Genomic DNA, 23608 nt, shown 5'->3' with positions numbered 1-23608 from the left:
AGGGGGTGAGGTCATCCTCCCGGGCAAGGCCAACTCCGTCGGGTGAACCGGGCGCCCGCCGGATCCGCCGTCGCCCCCGTGGGCAGGGGCCCGCGAGGGGGTCCGGGCCGGCGGCCGCACGGCGGCTGACACGCGGAAACGAGGGTCCGGCCGCGCGGAAAGGATCACATTCGGTGCCACGATTCCCCCGCACACGGCGGGCAAGGCCGCAAAAGCCTTTGCACAGGGATGAGAGGTAGGAAAGTGGCGCCTCAGGTGGTCGACGAAACGGCTCAGCGTCTCCCCACGCGGAAGGGTCCGGATGCCGCCGCCCAGAGCACGGCCCCGGCCGCACCCGCTCCGGCGGCGCAGGAACCGGCCCCGGCGCGGATCGACTCCGAGCTCCTCATCGCGGCGTCGGTCCTGCTCGCGGACGCGGCCCTGACGGCCAAGCAGTCCGGCGCGGAGCTGACCGGAGCCCTGTTCAGCTGGCGGTTCGGGCTGGAGGCGCTGCGGCGCCCCGGCTGGGCGCTCGGTACGGCCGCCTCCTGCGCCCAGGCGCTGACCGCCTCCACCGGGCTCGGGTTCGGGGCCAACGGCGGCCTGATCGGCGAACTGGCCCGGATGGCCGGGAGCATGACGTACCGCCGCCCCGCCAAGGTGGCCATGGCCGTGGACGCCTTCGCCCTGCGGATCAAGGCGGCCGCGGCCGATCATCCGGGCCTCGACTCGCCGGCCGCACGCCGCCTCACCGACGCCATGGTGGCCGGGAACCGGCTCGAGGCACTGCGGGCGATGTACGGGCTGATCGAGCTGCTGGGCGTGACCCGCGCCCTGACCACGGTGAGCCCCGTGATCATGGAGCTGATGGCCCTGCTCGGCATGCTCGACGAGAACCCGGTCAACGACGACTTCTCGTGGGTGACGCTCGCCGGGGGCGTGCCGACCACCGACCCGTTCCTCGGACTGCCGAGTTCGGTCCTCAAGTTCCTCAACCCCGGCCCCGGCCGCGCCGAACGCACCGAGCCGGACCCGATCCTCGCGAAGGTGCTCGCCACCTCCCGCAACGACATCGTCAGCTACGTGAACGACATCGGGGCCCTCGGCAACCACGGCCTGGTACTGCTGCGCCGCGTCGCGTGCGCCGACGGCGCCGTACGGTACGTGCTCCTGCTGCCCGGCACGAGCTTCGGGCTGCTGAGCAACAGCACCCCGCAGGACCTCGTCGGCGCGTTCGACGGACTGCTGCGCACCGACACGACGTACACCCGTGCCGCGAAGAAGCTGCTCCGGCGGGCGGGGTTGCCCACCGGCTCGGAGCTCATGATCGTCGGGCACAGCCTGGGCGGGATGACCGCCATGAACCTCGCGAGCGACGTGGAGGTCTCCTCCACCTACCGGGTCACGCACGTCGTCGCGATCGGCTCCCCGATCGACAGCAAGCGGCCCGCCGACCACACCACGCGGGTGATCAGCCTCGTCAACAAGCACGACGTGATCCCGGGGCTGGACGGGCGCGGACCGGCCTCGCCCCACGACATCCCCGACAGCTGGGTCGAACTGGCCTGGCTCGACGAGTCGTACGACTACCCGCTGTCGCACGCCCCGCAGGCGTATTCCGACGCGCTGCGCGGGGAGTTCACGCACTACCGGGAGCAGGTCAACAAGCTGATCGGCGAATACGACGGCGAAGTCGTCGGCAACCAGCCGTACATGCTGCGTGACAAGTGATCGCACATGACCTCAGTGATCACAAGTGACCCAAGGGACCACAAGGGAGACCGACCGATGACCACTGCAGAGAGCCCGGCCACCACGGCGCGACGTCCCGCGACGGCCTGGCCCCTGGAGAACGCCGTGTTCAGCGCGGCGATGGTCGCCCAGCGCCTGCCCTGGGTGGACGCCCCGGCCCGCGCCCTGGGGCTGGACGCGCTGACCCGGGAAGGGGTGACGCACCGGCTGCTGGCGTTCCTGCGGCGCACCCGCTCCGGACGGCCGGTGCAGCTGCGCACCCCGTTCGGGCCCTTCCTGCTGCCGCTGGCCGCGGCCGACGCCGACGGCCTGCTCGCCCGGGCGGACGAGGCGGGGGCGCTCGCACCTGCGGTCGGCCTCACGGCCGGCGGGCAGCGGTACGGACTGTCGCCGCACGTGCCGCTGCCCCGGGACGCGGCGGTTCCGGCCGCCGAGCTGGGCGCCCTGCTGGCCGAGGACGTGGACCGGGTGATCGCAGCCCGGCGCGGGGACGGCACCCTGGAGTGGCACGACTGGCAGCGCGGCATGCAGCGGCTGGGCCGACGCGTGGTGGCGGGCGCCACAGCCGTCGAGGACACGCTGCTCAGTGAGGTGCTCGCGGCGGCGACGGCGGCTGCGGACAGCAGGTCGTACGAGGGCCGGGCCGAGGCGCTGCGGCGCCGGCTGGCACCGTACCTGGCCGCCCCGGACCCCGCCTCGCTGGCGGGCCGGATGTCGGGGCAGGGCGCGGGCCGCCAGGGCACCGAGCCGGAGGAGGCCGTACCGGCCGTCGCGCACGCGCTCGCGCTGGTCTCCGAGGCCGCCGCGGGGACCGTGCTCCAGGCGCTGGCCCTGATCGCCGTGGGCGCCGCGGAGTCCCCGGAGGCGGCCGTGGCCGAGGCGCTGCGCCGCTGGCCGCCGGTGGCCGCGGCTGTGTACCCCGTACGGGCCGACTTCGTATGGCAGGACCTCGCGGTCGCCGCCGGTACCGAGATCCTGCGGGTGCCCGGCTGGCTGCGCGGCCTGGACGGCGAGGGCCGCCCGGAGCCGGGGCCGTCGGGGACGTCGGCGACGGCGCTGACCTCGGGGATGCCGCCGCTGTGCGGAGCGCCGACCGGGTGCGCGGCGACGCGGTTCGCGGCGCTCGTCGCCGAGCAGGTCGTACGGGCAGTCACGGAGGCGGCCCACCCGGTGGTGATCGCCCCGCAGTTCACCGCGGACCGGCTGCCGGACACGCTCGATCCGCGGACGCTGGTCGTGGCGCTCAAGGACCTCGCCGCCCGGCCGGGCGACGGGCGCGTGACGGTCGGCATGTCGACGGCGGTGCCGGTCTCGGCGTTCGGCTACGCCCCGGCGGCGTACGGAGCCCTGGCGCACGCCAGCGCCGACCGGCTGGAGCGGCACGCAGAGAGCCTCGCGGCCTGTGCCGGGAACAGCGGCTGGAGCACCGATGAGGAGGGCGAGCGGTTCCGCATGGCTCTGCTGAGCCACGCCGAGCGGTGCGCGACGGCTGCCGACGGGGTTCGGCGGGCAGCCAAGCGGCTGACGGACTGAGGCGGACGGGATTCACGCACACTTCGGCTGACACCCCCGCGTCCGCGCCCGCTGCAGGGTCTGCGCCCGTGCCTGCGCGCAGCCGCGGCGCGGTCCTCGCCGGGCGGCCGCCGCCGGAACGCTGTCGCCGGGCCTGCGGGTGGTGCTCACCGCGTACGGGGCCGGGCCGGCCTGGGGGTCGACCACCCTGGTCCGGCCCGAGGCGCGGGCGGTGACCGAGGGCGGATGAGCCGTCCCCCAGAAGGCGGGCGCTACCAGAACGGCGTGTCCCGCCTGCGCCGTTCCCGGTCCACCATGGCCTGTACGGCCGCCTGCGACTCGGCGCACAGCAGGCGGGCCGCGGCGGTGCGGGCGGCGTAGGACTCGGGCCGCCGCGGCGCGGGGATCGGCTCCCCGATGGTGATGAGCCACTTCGATGGCAGCGGGAAGACCGTGGTGATCGGGAAGTAGGGGAGGTCGAAGAGGCGTGCCAGGGCCGGGATCTCGCCGAGCCGGGGGCAGGCCTCCTCGGCGCCGATGACGGACACGGGCACGACGGGGGCGCCGGCCCGGACGGCGGCTACCGCGAACCCGGGGCTGAAGGGACGGAGCTGGTAGCGCTTGCGAAAGGGCTTTTCCAGACCGGTCATTCCTTCGGGAAACACCCCGACGAGTTCCCCGGCGGTCAGGTGTTCCACCCCCAGTGTCGGATCGAGGGGAATGGCACCTTTCTTGCGGGCGTACGAACCGATGACCGGGAGCCGGAATACGAGGTGCGCCGCGGGTACGTGCAGGGGCCGGCTGAGACAGCGGGTGAGGACTTTCTGGAGGACGAAGCCGTCGAGCCCCCAGGCGCCCGAGTGGTTGGCGACGATGACGGCCGGCCCTTCGGCCGGAATGTTTTCCGACCCGGTGACTTCCAGACGGAAGTAGTCGTCGACGAGCCAGTCGAGGAAGCGGTCCCAGGCGTTCTCCCCGGCCCCGCCGAGCAGTCGCTTCACGTACCTGAGCTCGGCGCCGGCCACCTCGATCACCTCGGTCACATCGGCCATGCTTTCCGCCACGAATGATCACCACTCTCACGTTTCTAATCATCAACAAGCGCAACAGGGAAGGGTTTTGAGTAAATCCCCTGCCGTGGTACTTATTTGAGCACGAGAGGGGCCTCGCCCTGCCACCCTGCTGCAATGGCACCGATACTGCAAATGAGAGAATCCGTGACTACTTCCGCGCCGGAATCCGTCCTCGACGTGATCAGTGAACTGCTCATCGAGAGGCTCGAAATCCCCTCCGACGAGGTACGGGCGAGTACGCCCATGCGTGACCTGCTGATCGATTCGCTCATGATCGTCGAAATGGCCATCGCCGTTCACGACATGCTGGGCATCACGGTCGAGGAGGAGGAGCTCCGCGACGCCACGCTCGAGGAATTCGCCGCATCCGTCGAGGCGCGGCGCACGGACCGCTGATCCGGCGCCACCACCACGCCGCGGCCGTGCCCGCACACCCCTGACCACGCCGGGAAGCGGTTCCGGGCCGCCAGGGCGACCATGGGTGGTAGTGGAGGCCGGATGAACGAGCAGACGCCGATCGAGGATCTGATCAGCGGCGCCGCCCAGGACGCCGGCGGGTGGCTCGGCTCGCTGGCCGTGGCGCAGCTCGCCACCAGCGCGGACGGCACCATCGTCCGATGGAACCGCGCGGCGCAGGAACTGCTCGGCTACACCCCGCCACAGATCGTCGGCCGGCACATCGCCGACCTCCTCCACCCCGGAGCCGACCGCAGCCTCGGCCGCGCCCTGTGGGAGACCGCCGTCACCGGGCGCGGGGTGATGGGCACCGTGACCGCCTGGCACCAGGACGGGCACCCGCTGGAGCTGGAGATCTGGGCCAGCCCGGTGCCCGGCCGCCGCCACGGCGCCTCCGCGGTCCTGGTCTTCGCCGCCGACGCCCACGCGGCCCGGCGGATCCGGGGATCGTCGGCGGTCTGGGACGGGCTGTTCTCCCGCTCGCCCGTCGGTATCGCCATCCTCGACACGCAACTGCGATTCCTGCAGGTCAACCCGGCCCTGGAGGCGATGAACGGCCTCTCGGAGTCCTCGCACGTGGGACGCCGCCTCGCACAGGTCCTGCCCGAGGTGAACGCGGAGGACATGGAGGACGCGATGCGGCAGGTCCTGGCCACCGGGGAGCCGATGCTGGACCGGCGCCGCACGGGCCGTACCCCGGCCGACCCGGTCCACGACCGGGTGTGGTCCTGCTCGTACGTCCGGGTGGAGGACCCAGGCGGCCGCCCGATCGGCGTGATCGCCTCCCTGCTCGACATCACCGAGCAGCAGCACGACCACGTCGAGGCCGAGGCAGGCCGCCGCAGGCTGGCCCTGCTCAGCGAGGCCAGCGTCCGCATCGGCGCCAGCCTCGAGCTGGAGCGCACCGCGCAGGAGCTGGCGGACCTCGCCGTACCGCAGCTCGCCGACGCCGCCACCGTGGACGTACTGGACACCCTCGCCCGCGGCGACGAGCCCGGCCTGGGACTGGCCGGGGGCGTGGCGCTGCGGCGCCTGGGCAAGGCCCCGCTGACCGGCTCCGCCGTGATCGGCATCCTCGCCCCCCTGGGCAGGACCCTTGCCTTCCCGGCGGCCGCCCCCTACACCCAGGCCCTCGCCGCCCGCCGGCCCTTCCTGATCGCCCACCTCGACGAGCAGGTCATCGCCACCGCCGCCCGCCACACGAACAGACCCGCACAGCTCCTGCCCGTCGGAGTGCACTCGTTCATGATGGCGCCGCTGATCGCCCGGGACCTCGTACTCGGCGTCGCCACCTTCTACCGGACCAGCCCCGTCGGCCCCTTCGGGCCCGACGACGTCACCCTCGCCGGCGAGCTCGCCGCCCGCGCCGCCATCAGCATCGACAACGCGCGCCTCTACCACCGGGAACACGAGACCGCCGTCATCCTGCAGCGCAGCATGCTGCCCCAGCACATCACCCCGCCGCCCGGCATCGAGGTCGCCCACCGCTACCTGCCGGCCAGCGACGTCAACGAGATCGGCGGCGACTGGTACGACGTCCTGCACCTCCCCGGGGGCAAGGCCGCGCTGCTCATCGGCGACGTCATGGGCCACGGCATCGCGGCCGCGGCGGTCATGGGACGGCTCTCCGCCAGCGTGCGCGCCCTCGCCCGGCTCGACCTCGCCCCCGAGGCCCTGATGCACCAGCTGGAGGCGACGCTGGACGACCTCGCCGAGCCGATGATCGCCACCTTCCTGTACGCGGTGGTCGATCCGGAGACCGGCCGCTGCCGGATCACCCGCGCCGGGCATCCGCCGCCCGTGGCCGTGGACCCCGACGGCACGGTCCACCTCCTCGACCTGCCGCCCGGCACCCCGCTCGGGGTCGGCGGTACCACCTTCACCACCACCGACCTCACCCTCGCGCCGGGCAGCCTCCTCGTCCTGTACACCGACGGCCTCGTCGAAGCCCGCGGCAGCGACATCGACGAGCGCCTCAGCGAACTCACCCGCCTGCTCACCGAACCCCAGCGCTCGCTGGACCACCTGTGCGACTCGCTGATCACCCACCTGGTTCCGGCCTCGGCGGACGACGACATCGCCCTGCTCGTCGCCCGCGTCGGCACCGACCCCCACACACCACCACCCCCGCCTCAGGCCGGAGCCTGAGCCGTACCCGGCACCCGCACGGCCCGGGCAGGATGGGCGGATGGATTTCACCGAACTGGAGCGGCGCGCCCGCGCCCTCGCGGCGCCGGGCAACCGTCGGATCCTCGGCATCGCCGGGCCGCCCGGAGCCGGCAAGTCGACCCTGGCGGCCCGCCTCGCGGACGTGCTGGGCCCCGAACTGGCCGTGGTCGTACCGATGGACGGGTTCCACCTCGCCCAGGCCGAACTGGAGCGGCTGGGCCGGGCCGACCGCAAGGGAGCGCCGGACACCTTCGACGCCGCCGGGTACGCGGCGCTGCTGAGCCGGCTGCGCACACCCGCGGCCGCCGCCGTCTACGCTCCGGCCTTCGACCGGTCGCTGGAGGAGCCGGTCGCGGGGAGCATCCCGGTGGACCCGGCGGTGCGCCTGGTGATCACCGAGGGCAACTACCTGCTGTACGAGGCGGGGGAGTGGGCGGCGGTACGGGCGCTCCTCGACGAGGTCTGGTTCCTCGCACCCGACGACACCGTGCGCGTCCGGCGGCTGGTGGACCGGCACGTCCGCCACGGGAAGGCACCGGCCCACGCCGAGGAGTGGGTGACGCACTCGGACGAGGCGAACGCCCGGCTGATCTCCGCGGGCCGGAACCGGGCCGACCTGGTGGTGGAGTAGTGGAGTAGGGGCGTACGCGGCGGCAAGGGGGGCGCGCAGCGGAGCAGATGCGCCATTTCCCGAAAGAATTCCGTCGACAGCCGTGCACATTCGGGCGTCTTTTCCGATGGGGTGGTGTTGGGGGAGCAGCCGGTCCGGCCGGCTGCTGGATATGGGGGGCAGGCATGCCCGTTCCGTTCATTTCACCGGAAGGCTTCCCGCCGACGTGAATCCTGTCCAGACCGTCACTCCCGTGCTGATACTCGTCGCCTGCGATGCCGTCAGGAGACACCCACGCCACCCGGGTGCGAGGACCCGGGCCGCGACCGCTCGTACCGGCGACGACCGGCATCCCTGGAGGAGCGCATGAGTGAGGGCGAGTTCGACCCGTCCGGGGACCGGGCGGTCTCCAGCGAGCTGGCCGGCGTCCTGCCGGTGGAGTTCAGCGCGTTCCACTCCCAGCACCACCGCGCCTACCTGCGCTACGCACACCTGCAACTGGGCTCCCGCGAGGACGCCGAGGACGTCGTCGACGACGTGTTCACCTTCCTGCTGAAGGTGTGGCGCCAGGCGTTGAAGGAGGCGAGCCTGCACGGCTTCGCCTGGGCCGTGCTGCGGGAACACGTCGCGCGCAGGCTGGCGGTACTCGGCAGGCCCGCGGCGATGGTGGAGACGGCCTGGTTCGCCGCCCTGCGCCGCGCCTCCCGGCAGCGCATGGAACTGCTGGAGGCCAAGCTCGGCCTGTACGCGGCGATCGCGTGCCTGCCCGAGCGGCACTACGACGTGGTGCTGCTGGCCTTCCTGCTGGGGTACGACAGCGGAGCCGTCGGCCGGATGATGGGGATCTCCCCCGCGACGGTCCGTTCGCACATTCGAGGAGCAAGCCGAATCCTGTCCCAGAAACTCGGGGCGGACTGGGCTCCTGGAGAGGAGAAGGGCCAGTGAGCGACATGACGGCCGACCGCGACGCCGAGCTGGGGGAGGAGCTGGCGGCGGCACTGGAGCAGGCGCAGGTGCTGATGGAGGAGTACGCCGGCTACGACGAGGACGCCGCCCGGCGGCGCATCGCCCGCAGAATCGCGGCGGACCGGGCCCGCTCGGCGACCGGCGCCCCCGGCCGGGGCGGCTTCCCGGCGCCGGCCTCCCTCCGCGGACCCGCGCCTCTGCCCGCGCCGGTGCCCACCCCGGCGGACGACCTCGTACTGGACGCGGCCTGCCACGCACGGGCGGCACGGCTCCTGGACGACCTGGCCTGGTCCCTCGCGGAGAGCCGGTCCTTCGCCGAACTCGCCCTGGCCGCCGGAACCTGGCCCCACGATGCGGAACCGGCGCTGCTGTTCGGCTGCCTCCTGCACCTGTCCGACCGGATGGAGGGCGCCCAGTTCTGGTTCCAGTACGCGGCAGGAGCCGGCTCGCAGACCGCGGCCCGCCTGCTCCACCTCCACCACCTCGCACGCGCCGAGGTGGCCACCGCCCGGCACTGGAAGGCGTTCGCCGGGGTGCTGCCGCCGGACGAGGGTCTGCCGCACCTGCCGGAGATCCCGGAGAACCTGGAGGAGGCCCTCGGCGCCTCGGTCATCTGGACCTCGCCGCCGATCACCACCCAGGACCTCACCGCCCTCACGGTGCTACGGGGTCACGGCGGGCGGCCCCCCTACCGGATCCCCGCCCGGCTGCGCCGGGCCGTGACCGCCCAGAGCTGGACCGACGACCACGACCTGGGCGAGGTGTTCCTCCTCGGCCCGCAGGTGGCGGTGGCGGTGGCCCAGCACGCACGGCTCAACCTCCTGCACCTGACGGACGAGGCGAACGCGAACGCCTGGGCACTCGAGGCCCTGAGGCAGCCGCAGCCGGTCCAGGCCGGCCGCAGCTGCGCCGCATCGCGGCCGGCTCCGGTCGCGATGGAGAGCGTCCACCGGGCGCTGCGCGTCCTGGAGGTCGTCAACCGGTACTCGGGGGGCGTCAGCCTCGCGCAGGTCGCCCGTGAGACGCGGTTGCCGCAGCTGGTGCTGGCCCGGGTGATGGAGCAGCTGGTACGGGCGAACCTGGCGGTTCCGACCGGCCCCGGCGCGTACATCGCGGGCCGCGCGCTCTTACTGACGGGGGCGGCGTCCGGTGACGGGCGCGGACACCTGCAGGAGACCCTCGCCTGGGTGCGGGACGCGGTCGGCGCCGCCGTCTACGTGGCCCGCTACACCGACGGCGAGGTGTGCATCACCCAGTACGCCGACGGTCCGGCGACACCGCTCGTGGAGGAGTGGGCCGACTTCCGGACCGCCGCCCATGCCTCGGCGGTCGGCAAGGCGCTGCTGGCCCAGCTCGGTCCCGACGGCCGCAAGGACCACCTGTCCCGGCACCGGGCGGAGCGGTTCACCGCACACACCCTCACCCGTCAGGAGGACCTCTTCCGGCAGCTCGACAGCCGCCGGCCGGGCGCCCCCCTGCTCGACCTGCAGGAGTACGCCCTGGGCACGGTCTGTGCGGCCGTCCCCATCACATCGGGCCCCAACGCGGAATGCCTGGCCCTGTCCATCCCGGCCCCGGAACCGCACCGCCTGGTGCAGGCCGCCCGGATCCTGCAGAGCGAGGCCGCCGCCGTCCTGCTCGCGCTCATCGTGGCCGGCACCGGCCCGGGCGCACCCCGGACCGCGCCGCAGCAGGAAGGAGCGGGCGAGCCCGGCAGCATGCTCATCACGGCCACGTAGCCGGCCGTCCGGGATCCGGGGCGGGGGGCCGCACACCCGCGGCGGCCCCCCGCCCCGGATCCGGCCGGCTCCGTACCGCTCCGTCACCCGACCGCGCCGTCCCGCTGGCACGCGGGCCCGGCGGGCGGCTTGCTGGAGCCATGACACAGGGAGCACCCGGGACGACCCGGGAACGGAACCTGAGCACCCCCAAGGCTGCAGGCCTGGCCGGGGTCGTCTTCGCCGTACTGCTCGCGGCGGCGATGGTGCTCGCACGGATGGCACTGCCCGAAGGCGCCGGCGGCGACCAGGTGGCGGTCGCCCCGGGCAAGCAGGGGGAGCTGCGCTGGGCGATGGAGCTCGTCCCGTTCGCCGGCATCGCCTTCCTGTGGTTCATGGGCGCGCTGCGCGAGCACACCGGGGACGCCGAGGACCGGTTCATCGCCACCGTCTTCCTGGGCAGCGGGCTGGTCTTCGTCGCCTGCCTCTTCTGCGCCGTCGCGGCCGCCGGAACCGTGCTCGACGCCGAAGACCCCACCGGCTTCGGCCGGCATTTCGCGTACACGCTGCTCACGACGTACGGGATGCGGATGGCCGCCGTCTTCGTCCTCGCGACCTCGGCCATCGGACGCAAGCTAGGGGTCTTCCCGAGGCCGCTCGTCATGATCGGGACCCTGGCGGGGCTGCTCCTGCTGGTGGTCGGCTCCAGCCTGCCCTGGTCCGAGCTCGTCTTCCCGGCCTGGGCCCTGCTCCTGAGCCTGTACATCCTGCGCGCCGCCCGCCGCACCCCGTGACACCTGCCCGGCCGTCACCCCGATGGCCCCGCCGGACGGGCCCTCCCGGTCCGCGCGCCGCACGCTGGCCGGGGAGTCGGAGGGGCCAACGAAAGGACTGGACCTTGCTGAGGCTTGTCGTCGATCTCAACCGGTGCCAGGGATACGCGCAGTGCGCCTTCCTCGCACCCGACGTCTTCGCGATGCACGGAGACGAGGGCCTGCTCTACGACCCGCAGGCGCAGGACGCCCACCGCGAGCGGGTGGCCCAGGCGGTCGCCGCCTGTCCCGTCCAGGCCATCCTCGTGGACGAACTGGACATGGCCGCGGCCGCGCCCGGCGCGGGCAGCGGGGAGGCATCCGGTGTCTGACTCAGCTCTGGACCGCCTCAAGGCGGACGGCCGCATCGTCGTCGTCGGAGCCTCGCTCGCCGGCCTGCGAGGCGCCGAGACCCTGCGCGCCAAGGGCTTCAAGGGGGCGCTGACCATGATCGGCGACGAGCCGTACGAGCCGTACGACCGCCCGCCCCTGTCGAAGCAGGCCCTGCTCGGCAAGGGCGCTGCCGAGCGCACCGCGCTGCCCCGCCGCCGCGAGCTCGACGCCGAGTGGCGCCTCGGCGTACCGGCGAGCGGTCTGGACATGGCGGCCAAGCGGGTCAAGATGGCCGATGGCGACGAGGTGCCCTACGACCGGCTGCTGATCGCCACCGGCGTACGCGCCAGGCCTTGGCCCAACCCGGCCGAGGCGGAGCTCGACGGCGTGTTCGTCCTGCGGACCCGCGACGACGGCGCCGCCCTTGCCCGGCGGCTCGACGCCGGCCCCCGCCGGGTCCTGGTCATCGGCGCCGGGTTCACCGGCTCCGAGATCGCCTCCGCCTGCCGCGAGCGCGGACTCGAGGTCACCGTCGCCGAACGCGGCGACGCGCCCCTCGTCGGCGCCCTGGGCGGGGTCATCGGCGCGGTCGCCGCCGAGATGCAGCGGGAGAACGGCGTAGACCTGCGCACCGGCGTCATGGTCACCGGCCTCGAAGGCGACACCACCGGACGGGTCCGCGCCGCGCACTTCTCCGACGGCACGTCACTGGAGTGCGACGTCGTGGTCGTCTCGCTCGGCGCCCAGCGCAACACCGAGTGGCTGACCGGCTCCGGGCTCGGCGCTGGCCCGCGCGGCATCGCCTGCGATGCGGGCTGCCGGGCCTTCGACATCCGCGGCATCGTCACCGACGACATCTTCGTGGCGGGCGACGTCGCCCGCTCCCCGCACCCGCTGTTCGGCTACCAGTTCCTGTCGCTGGAGCACTGGGGCAACGCCGTCTCCCAAGCCGAGACCGCGGCCCACAACATGCTCAGCGAGAGCACCGAGCGCCGCCCCCACATCTGGGTGCCGGCGTTCTGGTCCACCCAGTTCGGGGTGAACATCAAGTCGGTCGGCGTGCCCTCGATGGGGACCGAGATCCTGATCGCCCAGGGCTCGCGCGCCGAGCGCCGCTTCACCGGCGTCTACGGCTACCAGGGCCGCGTCATCGGGGCGGTCACCTTCGACAACTCGCGCTGGCTGCAGTTCTACGAGCAGCAGATCGAGGCCACGGCCCCGTTCCCGCCGCCGTTCCCCACGGTCGACCGGCGCCCCGAAGGGCAAAAGCCCCTCCCCGCGGACTTCCCGGACCCGTCCGTGCCCACGCATGGACCGACCATCACCCTCAGCGGATATTCGCCGGCCGACCGGCGGATGACGTTCACCCCCGCCGGGCACTGACCCGCCCGCCCTCCGGAGGACCCGGCATGAAGCAAGGCATCCTGAGCGACATCCTCGACTACTCCAACCGCGCGAACCCGTACCCGCTGTACGCGGAACTGCGCAAGACCCCGGTGTTCCACGACGGGGACGGCCCGTACGTCATCAGCACCTACCACGACATCCAGAGCCTGCTGCACGACCCGCGGCTCAGCTCCGAGGCCCGCAACCTGGCCGCGACGGCGGGGGATCCGCTGGCCGAGGGCGAGGAGGAGGGGGCCGCGGCCCTGCCTCCGAGCTTCCTGAAGCTGGACCCCCCGGAACACGACCGGCTGCGCCGGATGACCAACCGGCCCTTCGGGCCGCCGCACTCCCCGCACCGCATCGACGGCATGCGCGACGACCTCAAGGGCATCGTCACCGGTCTCATCGACAACCTCGCCGACCCGGCCCGGATCGACCTGGTCGACCAGTTCGCCTACCCGTTCCCCGTCACCATGATCTGCCGGCTGCTCGGTGTGCCGCGCGAGGACGAGGCACGGTTCCACGTCTGGGCCGACACCCTGGCCGCGAGCCTGGACCCCGATCCGGGCGCCGACCCGACGGAACGCGACAAGACGACCCACGACGCCCGGATGGAACTGGGCATGTACCTGGCCGGGCTGATCGAGGAGCGCCGCAAGAACCCCGGCGACGACATGCTCTCCCAACTGGCCGTCGGGCACGGCCAGGACGAGTCGATGAGCACGATGGAGCTGCTCAGCACGGCGGCCCTGCTGCTGATCGCGGGCCACGAGACCACCGTCAACCTGATCACCAACGGGATGCTCACGCTGCTGCGCAACCCGGACGTCCTGAAGCAGCTGCGCGAGACGCCCGGGCTCGCGGTGCCGATGGTGGAGGAGCTGCTGAGGTTCGAGCCGCCGGTGCAGCTGCTGCCGCAGCGCACCCCGCTCGCCGACATCGAGGTCCGCGGGGTGACCATCCCCAAGGGCTCCTCGATGTGGCTGATCCTCGCCTCCGGCAACCGGGACCCGGACCGCTTCGAGAACCCCGACCGCTTCGATCCGTACCGCAAGGACATCCAGCACCTGGGCCTCGGCAGCGGTATCCACAGCTGTTTCGGCGCCCCGCTGGCCCGGCTGGAGGCGCAGCTCGCGCTGAGCGAGCTGGCCCGCCGCCTGGAGAACCCGCGCCTGGTCGAGGACCCGCCGCCCTACCGGCAGAACGCGGTCCTGCGCGGCCCGCGCCACCTCCAGGTCACCTGCGACGGGATCCGTCCCTGAAGCAGGGGAGCCGAGCCCGGGAGCGGTGGAACGTGTGGCTCCGGTCCGCGGGACGGACCGGAGCAGACGCATCGTACGGGCAGTCAGGACCGGTCAGAGGGCGGGGAGTTCACCGCGGACCTCGCGGGCCGCCGCCACCAGGCTCGCCAGGGAGGCGCGGGTCTCGGGCCAGCCGCGGGTCTTCAGACCGCAGTCGGGATTGACCCACAGCCGCTCGGCCGGAATGGCCTCGAGCCCCTTGCGCAGCAGCGCGGCCGCCTCCTGGGCGGACGGGATGCGCGGCGAGTGGATGTCCCAGACACCCGGACCCACCTCCCGCGGATATCCGGCGCCGGCGAGCTTGTCCGCCACCTGCATGTGCGAACGAGCGGCCTCGAGGCTGATCACGTCGGCGTCGAGGTCGTCGATGGCCCGGAGGATGTCGCCGAACTCGGCGTAGCACATGTGCGTGTGGATCTGCGTGTCCGGCCGTACCCCGGAGACGGTGAGCCGGAAGGCCTCGGTGGCCCACGCCAGGTACTCCGCGCGGTCGGCGGCGCGCAGCGGCAGCGTCTCCCGCAGCGCGGGCTCGTCCACCTGGATCACCGAAGTGCCCGCGGCCTCCAGGTCCTCGACCTCGTCGCGCAGGGCGAGCGCCACCTGTCGTGCCGTGTCCCCGAGCGGCTGGTCGTCCCGTACGAAGGACCACGCGAGCATGGTGACCGGGCCGGTCAGCATGCCCTTGACCGGCCGGGCCGTCTGAGCCTGGGCGTACGTCGTCCAGCGCACGGTCATCGGATCGGGACGGGAGATGTCCCCGGCCAGGACGGGCGGGCGGACATAGCGGGTTCCGTACGACTGGACCCAGCCGTGCCGGGTCGCCAGGTACCCGGTGAGCTGCTCCGCGAAGTACTGCACCATGTCGTTGCGTTCCGGCTCGCCGTGCACGAGGACGTCGATGCCGGCCTTCTCCTGGAAGGCGATGACCTCGCGGATCTCGTCCTCGATGCGCTCCTCGTAGCCGGCCGTGCCGATCCGGCCCGAGCGCAGGTCGGCGCGGGCGGTGCGCAGTTCGGCGGTCTGCGGGAAGGAGCCGATGGTCGTGGTCGGCAGCAGCGGCAGGCCCAGGAGGGCGCGCTGGGCGGCGGCGCGTTCGGCGTACGGCTGGGCACGGCGGGCGTCGGCCTCGCCGATCGCCGCCGTACGGCTGCGTACCGCGGGGTCTCGGGTGAGCGGGGAGTTCCTACGGGAGGCCAGGTCGGCGCGGTTGGCGGCGAGTTCGGCCGTGATCGAGGCGGGCCCCTGGCCGAGGCCGCGGGCGAGGGTGGCGATCTCGGCGGTCTTCTGCCGGGCGAAGGCCAGCCAGCGGCGGATCTGCGGGTCGATGTCGCGCTCGACGGCGGCGTCCAGCGGGACGTGCAGCAGTGAGCAGGACGCGGCGACGTCGACCCGGCCGGCGAGGCCGAGTAGGGTGCCCAGGGTGGTCAGTGACTTCTGGAGGTCGTTGATCCAGATGTTGCGGCCGTCGACCACGCCGGCGACGAGGCGCTTGCCCGGCAGCCCGCCCACCGCGGCGAGGTCCGCCAGGTTCGCGGCGGCGGCCCCGGTGAAATCGAGCGCGAGGCCTTCGACGGGGGCCTTGGCGAGGACGGGCAGGGCCTCGCCCAGCCGGTCGAAGTACGAGGCGACGAGCAGTTTCGGGCGCTCCGTCAGGGCGCCGAGCTCCCGGTACGTGCGGGTGGCGACGTTCAGCTCGGCGGGGGTGCGGTCCTGGACCAGGGCGGGCTCGTCGAGCTGCACCCACTCGGCCCCGGCCGCGCGCAGCTCGGCCAGCACCCGGGCGTACACGGGCAGCAGCCGGTCCAGCAGGGTGAGCGGCACGAAGTCGTCGGCGACGCCGGGGGCGGGCTTGGCCAGCAGCAGGTACGTGACCGGTCCCAGCAGGACGGGCCGGGCGCGGTGCCCGAGCGCAAGCGCTTCGCTCAGTTCCGCCACCTGCTTGGCGGGGTCGGCGGTGAAAACGGTGTCCGGCCCCAGCTCCGGGACGAGGAAGTGGTAGTTGGTGTCGAACCACTTGGTCATCTCCAGCGGCGCCACATCCTGCGTGCCGCGGGCCATCGCGAAGTACCCGTCCAGAGGGTCGGCCTCGACGGCGGTGCGGTGGCGGGCGGGGACGGCGCCGACCATGAGACTGGTGTCCAGTACGTGGTCGTAGTAGGAGAAGTCGCCGGTCGGGACCTCGTGGATGCCGGCATCGGCCAGCTGCTGCCAGGCGCTCCGGCGCAGTTCGCGGGCGGTCTCCCGTAGGGCGGCGGCGCCGACGCGGCCGTTCCAGTAGCCCTCGACGGCCTTCTTCAGTTCCCGGTTCGGCCCCTGGCGGGGGTATCCGTACACGGTGGCGCGTACGGCCGTGGCAGCGGACTCGGTTGTCACGTGACTCTCCTTCGCGAGCATGCGTGTGCGTGTCTTGCGACGGATCCCGGGGAAACCGGGGCGAAGGGGTGACGAACCGGACGGACCGATATGTGCCCGCCCTGAATGTGCACGCCGACCCGCCCACGAGGTCACCGGGATCACCGCACGCGAACGGTCGCGTGCGGGCAACGGGCAGGTCTTCGGACTCGCGGGCACGTCTCGTCGTACGAAACTCCTACTGGCCGTCGCTTCCCAGACCCGTCCGGGCCCAGTGCGTATGACGGCGGTCGTTCCCGCTCACCGCTGCGGGGCAGTCCCGGATTCCCACCGGGTTCCCTCTTACGACGCATCCCGCCTGGAGGACGGGGCGAACCAGCTGCGGAGTCAGCCTAAGGGCAGGCGCCGGGCGGCGGACAGGTGTGATCACCATGCGGACACGGGAATGAGACACCCCGCCCCACCGGTGCGCCGCCGGCCGCCTCTGTGTGCAGGCGGCCGGCGGCGGGGACCCCGGCGGCGGGGCCGAGAACGACTAGGAGAGCTTGCCGTCGTAGTCCGGCAGCTTGAAGGTGCGCTCCGCGTGCCCGCCGACCAGATCGCTGTTGTTGTTGCCGATGTTGGCGATGATCGTGTAGCCGCGGGCCTCGATCTCGGCGCGCTTGGCCGTCTTGTAGGCGCTGACCTCGCTGAAGAGGTCGGGCAGGTCCCGGACGTACAGGTCCGAGACGGGGTAGCCGACCGCCTTGAGGTTGTGCTCGGTGAGGGAGTGGATGATCCCCGGTCGGGCGGTGACGAAGATGATGGCGACGCCGCGCTCGTTCGCGTACCGGGTCAGGTCGCGGACCTCGGAGATCGCCGGGGTCGGGAACGTCCAGAACCAGTGGAAGTCCGTCTCCAGCGAGGAGTTGTCGATGTCGAGGACGATCGCGGGCTTCTCGCCGGCGGGCGACTGGGCGATGCGCTGCTCGACGTACGGGCGGGCCGTGGCCATGACGGCGGCGACATCGCGCTTCCACGTGCCGTAGTCGATACCGCGGATGAGCGCGTTGCCGCCGGGCGCGGAGGCCGTTGCCGCGGTCGGGGCGGCAGCCGGGGCCGGGGTGGGGACCGGGGCGGCCTGGGCGGAGGCGACGGGGGCCAGCATCAGGACGACGGTGGCCGCGGCCGTGCCGGTGGCGGTTCCGAGCGTGCGGATGCGGGCGCGGGTGCTGCGCATGTGGGGGCGCTCCTCATGGGCTTCATTGGCTGAAATGACATGTACGGGGCCAGAATCCGCATGCACGCCCTCCCTGTCTACTGACCGGTAGTTAATTTTTGGTGGCCGTCCCGCTTCACGTGGCGGTCCACCCTCCGTCGAGGGGGAGCGAGGTTCCGGTGAGGTACCCGGCATGGGGCCCGCACAGCCACACCGCGGCCGCGGCGACCTCCTCGGGCTCGATCAGGCGCTTGATCGCGGACCGGTTGAGCAGCACCTCGGACAGCACGTCGCCGGGGCCGATGCCGTGCGCGGCCGCCTGCTGCTCGATCTGGGCCTCGACCAGGGGCGTACGTACGTAGCCGGGGCTGATGCAGTTGCTGGTCACGCCGTACGGGGCGCCCTCGAGCGCGGTGACCTTGCTGAGCCCCTCCAGGCCGTGCTTGGCGGCGACGTAGGCGGACTTGTAGGCGCTCGCGCGCAGCCCGTGGACGCTGGAGATGTTGACCACCCGGCCCCAGCCGGCCGCGTACATGTGCGGCAGCACGTGGCGCAGCAGCAGGAACGGCGCGGTGAGCATCACCTGCTGGATCCGGGCGAAGCGCTCGGCAGGGAAGTCCGTGATGGGGGCGACGTGTTGCAGGCCGGCGCTGTTGACCAGGATGTCCACCGCGGCGGGCAGCCCCTCGATCGCCGCCGGGTCGGCGAGGTCGACCACGTGCGCCTGCCCGCCGACCAGTGCGGCGACGCTCCGGGCCGACTCCTCGCCGATGTCGACCACGTGCACGGCGGCGCCCGCCTCGGCCAGGGCGATCGCACAGGCCCGGCCGATGCCGCTGCCGCCGCCCGTCACCAGCGCGACGCGCTCCCGCAGGAAAGGAAGTTGGCTCGTCATGGCTGAACAGTAGGGAGGGCGGGCAGCCGCGCCCATGGCGGCGCACACCACACTCCGGGACCCTCGTGTGGTGTGCGCCGCCATGCGCGTCGCCCTGAGGCGATGCCTGCCGTCAACGCCGCTGCGGGGAAAGGAAGTCGAGCAGGGTGCTGCTCGCATCCAGTGCGGTGCTGACGGGGCCGAAGCCCGCGGGCGGCGCAGCGGCCGAGCCGGGCCAGGTGTGGCCCGCGCCGTGCATGACGAGCAGCCGTACGGCTGCCCCCGCGGGGCCGGGCTGCCAGGTGACGGAGTCGTAGCCGGGCTTGCCCTCCTCGGCCGGACCGCCCGCCCCGGCTGCGGTGGCGAACGCCTCTGCGCTCGCCCGGGCGGACATGGTCGCAGTGATGGGTTCCTCCCCGGGACCGGCCGGCCCGGGACTGGGCAGGCCGGCCAGGGGCCGTACGGGGTCCTCGGCCCCGTAGACGATCAGTACGGGGACCGGCCCGGTGGGCTTCACGGCGGCGGGCCCGGTGGGCAGTTCGCCGGAGACCGAGGCCGCGCCCGCGACCAGGTCAGGACGCTGCGCGGCCATCCGCAGGGCCATGGAGCCGCCGTTGGAGAACCCGGCGACGTAGACCCGGTGCGGGTCGGCCCGGCCGGTGCGCACGAGCTCGGAGATCAGCGCCTCGGTGAACCGGACATCGGCGTCCGGATCCGGCCGCTGCCCGGTGGGAGCGGTGCCGGCGCCCCAGGCCTTGCCCAGGGCCTCGGGGTACACGAGGAGCATGCCGCGGGCTTCGGCGGCCCGGTCCAGTCCGCTCTGCTTCCGCAGGTGCTCGGCGTCGGCGCCGCGCCCGTGGAAGGCGATGAGGAGCGGACGGGGTCCGCCGCTCTCCGCGGCGGGGCGGTGCAGGAGGTACTCCCGGGTGCCGCCGTCGACGGTCAGCCGCTCCCGGCTGTCGACGGCGGGGGCGGACGCGGACGCGGACGCGGACGCGGACGCGTTCATGCTCACGGTCGGCCCGGCCGCCTCGGGCGGCGGCGAGTCTGCCGCGCAGCCGGTGAGCGCGGCGGCCAGCGCGAGGCCGAGGGCCACCGCGGCGGTGCGCCGGAGGCGGTGGGCGCGGTGGGGGGACGGCAACGAGGTGGAGAAATTCGAGGAGTTCGTGGACATGCCGTGAGCACAACACCGGCGCCGGGTCTCCGTCCAAGATCCATATCAATCTCGGATCGATCAATCTCGGATATCGTTGCTGCCCGTGGACCTGATCCGGCATCTTCAGTGCTTCGTGGCTGTTGCAGAAGAAAGACATTTCGGCCGTGCCGCCGAGTTGCTCGGCATGGCCCAACCACCCCTGTCCCAGCGCATCCAGCGCCTGGAGCGCGAGCTCGGCGTCCGGCTCTTCGAACGCACCAGCCGCCAGGTGACGATCACCGCGGCGGGCACGATGCTACTGGAGGATGCCCGCTTGCTGCTCGCCCGCGCGGACGCCCTCGCGGCCACCGCCCGCCGCATCCGCGACGGCGAAAGCGGACTCCTGCGCGCCGCGCTGCCGCCCGACCTCGCCGGCGAGGCCATCGCCGCGATCCTGGCCGCCTTCCGGCAGCACCACCCCGGCGTGGAGCTGGAGCTGCACGAGCTGTCCACCGCCGAGCAGCTGGCCCGGTTCGCCTCCCGCGAGCTGGACGTCGGGCTCGTCCGGCACCCCTGCGACCTCGCCGGGCTGGAGCTCGGGCCGGTCCTGCGCCGCGAACTCGGCGTGCTGCTGCCCCGCGAGGCCCCGGCTGCCGCACTGGACGAGGTACCCCTCGCCGCCCTCACCGGATACGGCCTGGTCCTCTTCCCGCGTGCGGAGGCCCCCGCCCTGCACGACGACGTACTGAACACCTGCGCCCGGGGCGGCTACACCCCCGCCACCGTCCGGCAGGGCCGCGGCCCCAGCTTCGTCCGCGGCCTCGTCCTCTCCGCGAACGCCGTGGCCTTCGCCCCGCGCGACACGGGGTCGGCCGATGCCGCGGGCCCGCACGCGGACATCGTCTGGCGGCCCCTCGCCGGCTCCCCGCTGGCCTGGCGGCACAGCGTCGCCTGGCTGCAGGGCCGCGGCGACGCCGCCGTCGGAGCCTTCACCGAAGCGACCACGCGCGCCCTGTGGAACACTGCGGCGGTGACCGCCGACGTACCCGCACGGCGGCTCCACCTGCGCCCGGCAGCGGAGTACTGGCTGTGAACCACACCCTCCACCGCATTCGCGCAGCCTTCGCCGAAGCCGGCGTCACCGGCCGGCTGCACGCCGTCGACATCGATTCCGGTACGGAGATCGACGCCGGCGCGGACCAGCCGGTCGTCACCGCCAGCGTGCACAAGCTCTGCCTGCTCGTCGCCCTCCACCAGCACGCCGCGGCCGGCCGGGTGGACCTCGGCGAACAGGTCGAGTGCCCGCCGGGCGACCGCACCGCCGGCCCCACCGGACTGGCCGCGATGCTGGATCCCGTGCGCATGTCCCTGCGCGACGCCGCGTACCTGATGACGGCCCTCAGCGACAACGCCGCCGCGGACCTGCTCCTCTCACGCATAGGCATCGACGGCGTCAACGAGGCCACGGCCCGGCTCGGCCTCACCCGTACCCTCGCCGTCCACACCTTCCGCTCGCTCTTCGCCACCGTCCGGGAGGACGCGGGACCCGCAGGCGCCCAAGCCCTCGCCGATCCGCACGTCATCGCCCGGCTCCGCGCCCTCGACCCGGCCCACAGCAACCGCAGCACGCCCCGCGACATGACCCGGCTGCTGGGCGCCGTCTGGCGCGACGAGGCCTGCGTCCCCGAACACGGCGCCGCGATCCGCCGACTGCTCGGACTCCAGGTGTGGCCCCACCGGATGGCCGCCGGATTCCCCTTCGACGACGTCCACGTGGCCGGGAAGACCGGCAGCCTGCCGACCCTGCGCAACGAGGTCGGTGTCATCGAGTACCCCGACGGCGGCCGCTACGCAGTCGCCGTCTTCACCCGGGCCGCCAACCCCGCAGCCACCCTCCCCGCGGCCGACGCGGTGATCGGCACCACCGCCCGCATCGCCGTGGACGCCCTGCGCGCGGGCTAGCCGACCGGGGACCGGCGCCGGACCGGCCGGCACGAGGCGCACGTACTCCACCGGGAGTACGCCCGATCGGCCCGCCCGGCGGACGACGGTGGCGGCCGCGGCGGTCTAGCGTGGCCGCATGGCGGAGCGGCGACGGGAGTACTGGGCGGAGCGCATGCGCGCCGGGCGGCTGCCCTGGCGGTCCTCGCTGCTCGTGGCCGTGTTCACGCAGGCGGCCGCCGGGTGGGTCCACCACCTCCAGCCCGACCGGGAGCCGGTCGACGCGCTCGGACGGCTCCTGCTGCTCCTCGGGCCGGCCATGCTGCTCCTGCGGCACCGGTATCCGGTGCCCGTCGTCTACGGCGTCTGCGCGGTCACGCTGGCCTACCTCGCCGGCGGATACCCGTACGGCCCCGTCTTCATCAGCGTCGCCCTGGCCTGCTTCGCCGCCGTCGTCGCCGGACACCGCTACGCCGCCTGGGGTGCGGTGGGAGCCCTGTGGGCCGGCCATCTGCTCATCGGGCACTGGCTGTACCGCTGGCTGCCCCCGCCCGGCGACGGCCCGGCGCCGTGGGGGACCGAGGGCGGCGTCACCGCCTGGGTGATCGCCGTACTCGCCGCCTCCGAGGTGGTCCGCGTACGCCGGGAGCAGTGGGCCCGGGACCGGGCCGAGCGGAAGGCCGCCGAACGGCGCCGGGTGGACGAGGAGCGGCTGCGGATCGCCCGCGAGCTGCACGACGTACTGGCCCACAGCATCTCCGTGATCAACGTGCAGGCGGGAGTGGGCCTGGCCCTGCTCGACACGGACCCCGAGCAGGCCCGTACGGCGCTCACCACCATCAAGGCGGCCAGCAAGGAGGCGCTCGGCGAGGTCCGGCAGGTCCTGAACACCCTGCGCGCCCCCGGCGAGGCCCCCCGCACGCCCGCCCCCGGACTCGACCGGCTCTCCGAACTGGTCGACCAGGCGGCCGCGGCCGGGCTCACCGTCTCCGTGGAGGGGGAGGCCGCGGCCCGGGGGCTGTCGCCGGGCACGGGTCTCGCCGCGTTCCGGATCCTGCAGGAGGCGCTCACCAACGTGGTGCGCCACTCGGGCTCCCGGACCGCCAGGATCCGCATCACCCGGCCGCCCGGCGCGCTGGAACTGCGGGTGGACGACGAGGGGCCCGCCACCGGCGGCGACGCCGGAGGCAGCGGCACCGGCCTGATCGGGATGCGCGAGCGGGCCGCCGCGCAGGGCGGCACCATCGAGGCCGGCCCCCGGCCGGACGGCGGCTTCCGGGTGCTGGCCCGGCTCCCGCTGGGAGACACCGGATCGCCGGGTGAGCCGGCATCGAGGGAGGACCAGGAGTGATCCGCGTACTGCTCGCCGACGACCAGGCGCTGGTACGGGCCGGCTTCCGCGCGCTGCTCGACGCGCAGCCGGACATCGAGGTGGCGGGCGAGGCTGCCGACGGGGCCGAGGCCGTGCGGTTGGCGCGCGAACTGCGCCCGGACGTCGCCCTGATGGACATCCGGATGCCGGAGCTCGACGGCCTGGCCGCCACCCGCACGATCACGTCGGACCCCGGACTGGCCGCGGTGAAGGTGGTCATGCTGACCACCTTCGAGCTCGACGAGTACGTCTTCGAGGCGATCCGCTCCGGCGCGTCCGGCTTCCTGGTCAAGGACACCGAACCGGAGGAACTGCTGCGTGCGGTACGGGCCGTGGTCGCGGGCGACGCGCTGCTGTCACCCGGGGTGACGCGCCGGCTGATCGCGGAGTTCGCGGCCCGGTCGAAGGCGCCAGAGGCGGCAACGGAGCTGGACCGGCTGACCGAGCGGGAGCGCGAGGTGATGGCCCTGGTGGGGCTGGGCCTGTCCAACGAGGAGATCGCCCGCCGGCTGGTGGTGAGCCCGCTGACCGCGAAGACGCACGTCAGCCGGACCATGATCAAGCTCGGCGCCCGGGACCGGGCCCAGCTGGTGGTGCTGGCGTACGAGTCGGGGCTGGTCCGGCCCGGCTGGCTCGGCTGAAGCCACTCCCGCTGCGGGCTGCTCCCGC

General features: G+C 73.4%; 20 protein-coding genes and 1 riboswitch. Of the genes, 15 read left to right on the top strand and 5 right to left on the bottom strand.

Annotated features, from left to right (window positions below; genetic code table 11):
* The first annotated feature begins 243 nt into the window (after positions 1-243).
* Entirely contained in the window at positions 244-1710 is a 1467-nt protein-coding gene (locus OHT74_RS03565; protein ID WP_328619278.1) for a lipase family protein, read from the top strand.
* Positions 1711-1767: 57 nt separating this feature from the next.
* Entirely contained in the window at positions 1768-3264 is a 1497-nt protein-coding gene (locus OHT74_RS03560; protein ID WP_328619277.1) for a hypothetical protein, read from the top strand.
* Positions 3265-3515: 251 nt separating this feature from the next.
* Here OHT74_RS03560 and OHT74_RS03555 read toward each other — a convergent pair whose 3' ends face one another.
* Positions 3516-4295, bottom strand: a complete 780-nt coding sequence (locus tag OHT74_RS03555; RefSeq protein ID WP_328619276.1) for a lysophospholipid acyltransferase family protein — start codon at positions 4293-4295, stop codon at positions 3516-3518.
* Between the two features lie 165 nt (positions 4296-4460).
* On the opposite strand from OHT74_RS03555, the gene OHT74_RS03550 reads away from it, so the two are divergent.
* From OHT74_RS03550 to OHT74_RS03510, 9 genes are all read left to right on the top strand, one after another.
* Positions 4461-4712, top strand: a complete 252-nt coding sequence (locus OHT74_RS03550; RefSeq protein WP_328619275.1) for an acyl carrier protein — start codon at positions 4461-4463, stop codon at positions 4710-4712.
* A 102-nt stretch (positions 4713-4814) separates the two neighbouring features.
* A complete protein-coding gene (locus OHT74_RS03545) occupies positions 4815-6920 on the top strand; it encodes a SpoIIE family protein phosphatase (RefSeq protein WP_266660539.1) in 2106 nt (701 codons plus the stop codon).
* A gap of 40 nt (positions 6921-6960) precedes the next feature.
* Entirely contained in the window at positions 6961-7572 is a 612-nt protein-coding gene (locus OHT74_RS03540; RefSeq protein WP_328619274.1) for a nucleoside/nucleotide kinase family protein, read from the top strand.
* A 345-nt stretch (positions 7573-7917) separates the two neighbouring features.
* Positions 7918-8496 carry an RNA polymerase sigma factor gene (locus tag OHT74_RS03535; protein ID WP_266660535.1) on the top strand — a complete coding sequence of 193 codons (579 nt, stop codon included), beginning with the start codon at positions 7918-7920 and terminating at the stop codon, positions 8494-8496.
* A 956-nt stretch (positions 8497-9452) separates the two neighbouring features.
* Positions 9453-10256, top strand: a complete 804-nt coding sequence (locus OHT74_RS03530) for an IclR family transcriptional regulator (RefSeq protein ID WP_328623247.1) — start codon at positions 9453-9455, stop codon at positions 10254-10256.
* Between the two features lie 140 nt (positions 10257-10396).
* Positions 10397-11029, top strand: coding sequence for a hypothetical protein (locus OHT74_RS03525; protein WP_266660533.1), 633 nt, complete (start codon positions 10397-10399; stop codon positions 11027-11029).
* A 107-nt stretch (positions 11030-11136) separates the two neighbouring features.
* Positions 11137-11379 (top strand): ferredoxin, encoded by a 243-nt coding sequence (locus OHT74_RS03520; protein WP_328623246.1) that lies wholly within the window; start codon positions 11137-11139, stop codon positions 11377-11379.
* The gene (locus tag OHT74_RS03515; protein WP_266660531.1) at positions 11372-12763 is read left to right on the top strand and encodes an NAD(P)/FAD-dependent oxidoreductase; all 1392 of its coding nucleotides are present in this window, start codon (positions 11372-11374) and stop codon (positions 12761-12763) included. Before OHT74_RS03520 ends, OHT74_RS03515 begins: the two co-directional genes overlap by 8 nt.
* A 26-nt stretch (positions 12764-12789) precedes the next feature.
* A complete protein-coding gene (locus OHT74_RS03510; protein WP_266660529.1) occupies positions 12790-14028 on the top strand; it encodes a cytochrome P450 in 1239 nt (412 codons plus the stop codon).
* Positions 14029-14121: 93 nt separating this feature from the next.
* On the opposite strand, the gene metE is transcribed toward OHT74_RS03510, so the two are convergent.
* The 4 genes from metE to OHT74_RS03490 form a co-directional block, all read right to left on the bottom strand.
* The gene (metE, locus tag OHT74_RS03505; protein ID WP_328619273.1) at positions 14122-16440 is read right to left on the bottom strand and encodes a 5-methyltetrahydropteroyltriglutamate--homocysteine S-methyltransferase; all 2319 of its coding nucleotides are present in this window, start codon (positions 16438-16440) and stop codon (positions 14122-14124) included.
* A gap of 156 nt (positions 16441-16596) precedes the next feature.
* Positions 16597-16814: riboswitch (cobalamin riboswitch) on the bottom strand.
* 140 nt (positions 16815-16954) lie between these two features.
* Positions 16955-17638: an HAD family acid phosphatase gene (locus tag OHT74_RS03500; RefSeq protein WP_328619272.1), complete on the bottom strand. Its 684-nt coding sequence runs from the start codon at positions 17636-17638 to the stop codon at positions 16955-16957.
* A 115-nt stretch (positions 17639-17753) separates the two neighbouring features.
* Positions 17754-18512: a 3-hydroxybutyrate dehydrogenase gene (locus OHT74_RS03495; RefSeq protein ID WP_266660523.1), complete on the bottom strand. Its 759-nt coding sequence runs from the start codon at positions 18510-18512 to the stop codon at positions 17754-17756.
* Positions 18513-18624: 112 nt separating this feature from the next.
* Positions 18625-19665 (bottom strand): alpha/beta hydrolase family esterase, encoded by a 1041-nt coding sequence (locus OHT74_RS03490; protein WP_328619271.1) that lies wholly within the window; start codon positions 19663-19665, stop codon positions 18625-18627.
* Between the two features lie 85 nt (positions 19666-19750).
* On the opposite strand from OHT74_RS03490, the gene OHT74_RS03485 reads away from it, so the two are divergent.
* The 4 genes from OHT74_RS03485 (at position 19751) to OHT74_RS03470 (ending at position 23580) form a co-directional block, all read left to right on the top strand.
* Positions 19751-20719, top strand: coding sequence for a LysR family transcriptional regulator (locus OHT74_RS03485; RefSeq protein ID WP_328619270.1), 969 nt, complete (start codon positions 19751-19753; stop codon positions 20717-20719).
* Positions 20716-21588, top strand: coding sequence for a serine hydrolase (locus OHT74_RS03480; protein WP_266660517.1), 873 nt, complete (start codon positions 20716-20718; stop codon positions 21586-21588). Before OHT74_RS03485 ends, OHT74_RS03480 begins: the two co-directional genes overlap by 4 nt.
* Before the next feature lie 118 nt (positions 21589-21706).
* Complete coding sequence (locus OHT74_RS03475) at positions 21707-22918, top strand: sensor histidine kinase (RefSeq protein WP_328619269.1); 1212 nt, start codon at positions 21707-21709, stop codon at positions 22916-22918.
* On the top strand, positions 22915-23580 hold the full coding sequence (locus OHT74_RS03470; protein ID WP_266660513.1) for a response regulator: 666 nt from the start codon (positions 22915-22917) through the stop codon (positions 23578-23580). The genes OHT74_RS03475 and OHT74_RS03470 overlap by 4 nt, the downstream gene beginning before the upstream one ends.
* Positions 23581-23608: the final 28 nt, after the last annotated feature.

This window comes from Streptomyces sp. NBC_00354 (assembly GCF_036106915.1).
Lineage (GTDB): Bacteria > Actinomycetota > Actinomycetes > Streptomycetales > Streptomycetaceae > Streptomyces.
This window is presented reverse-complemented; position numbering and strand designations above follow the sequence as displayed.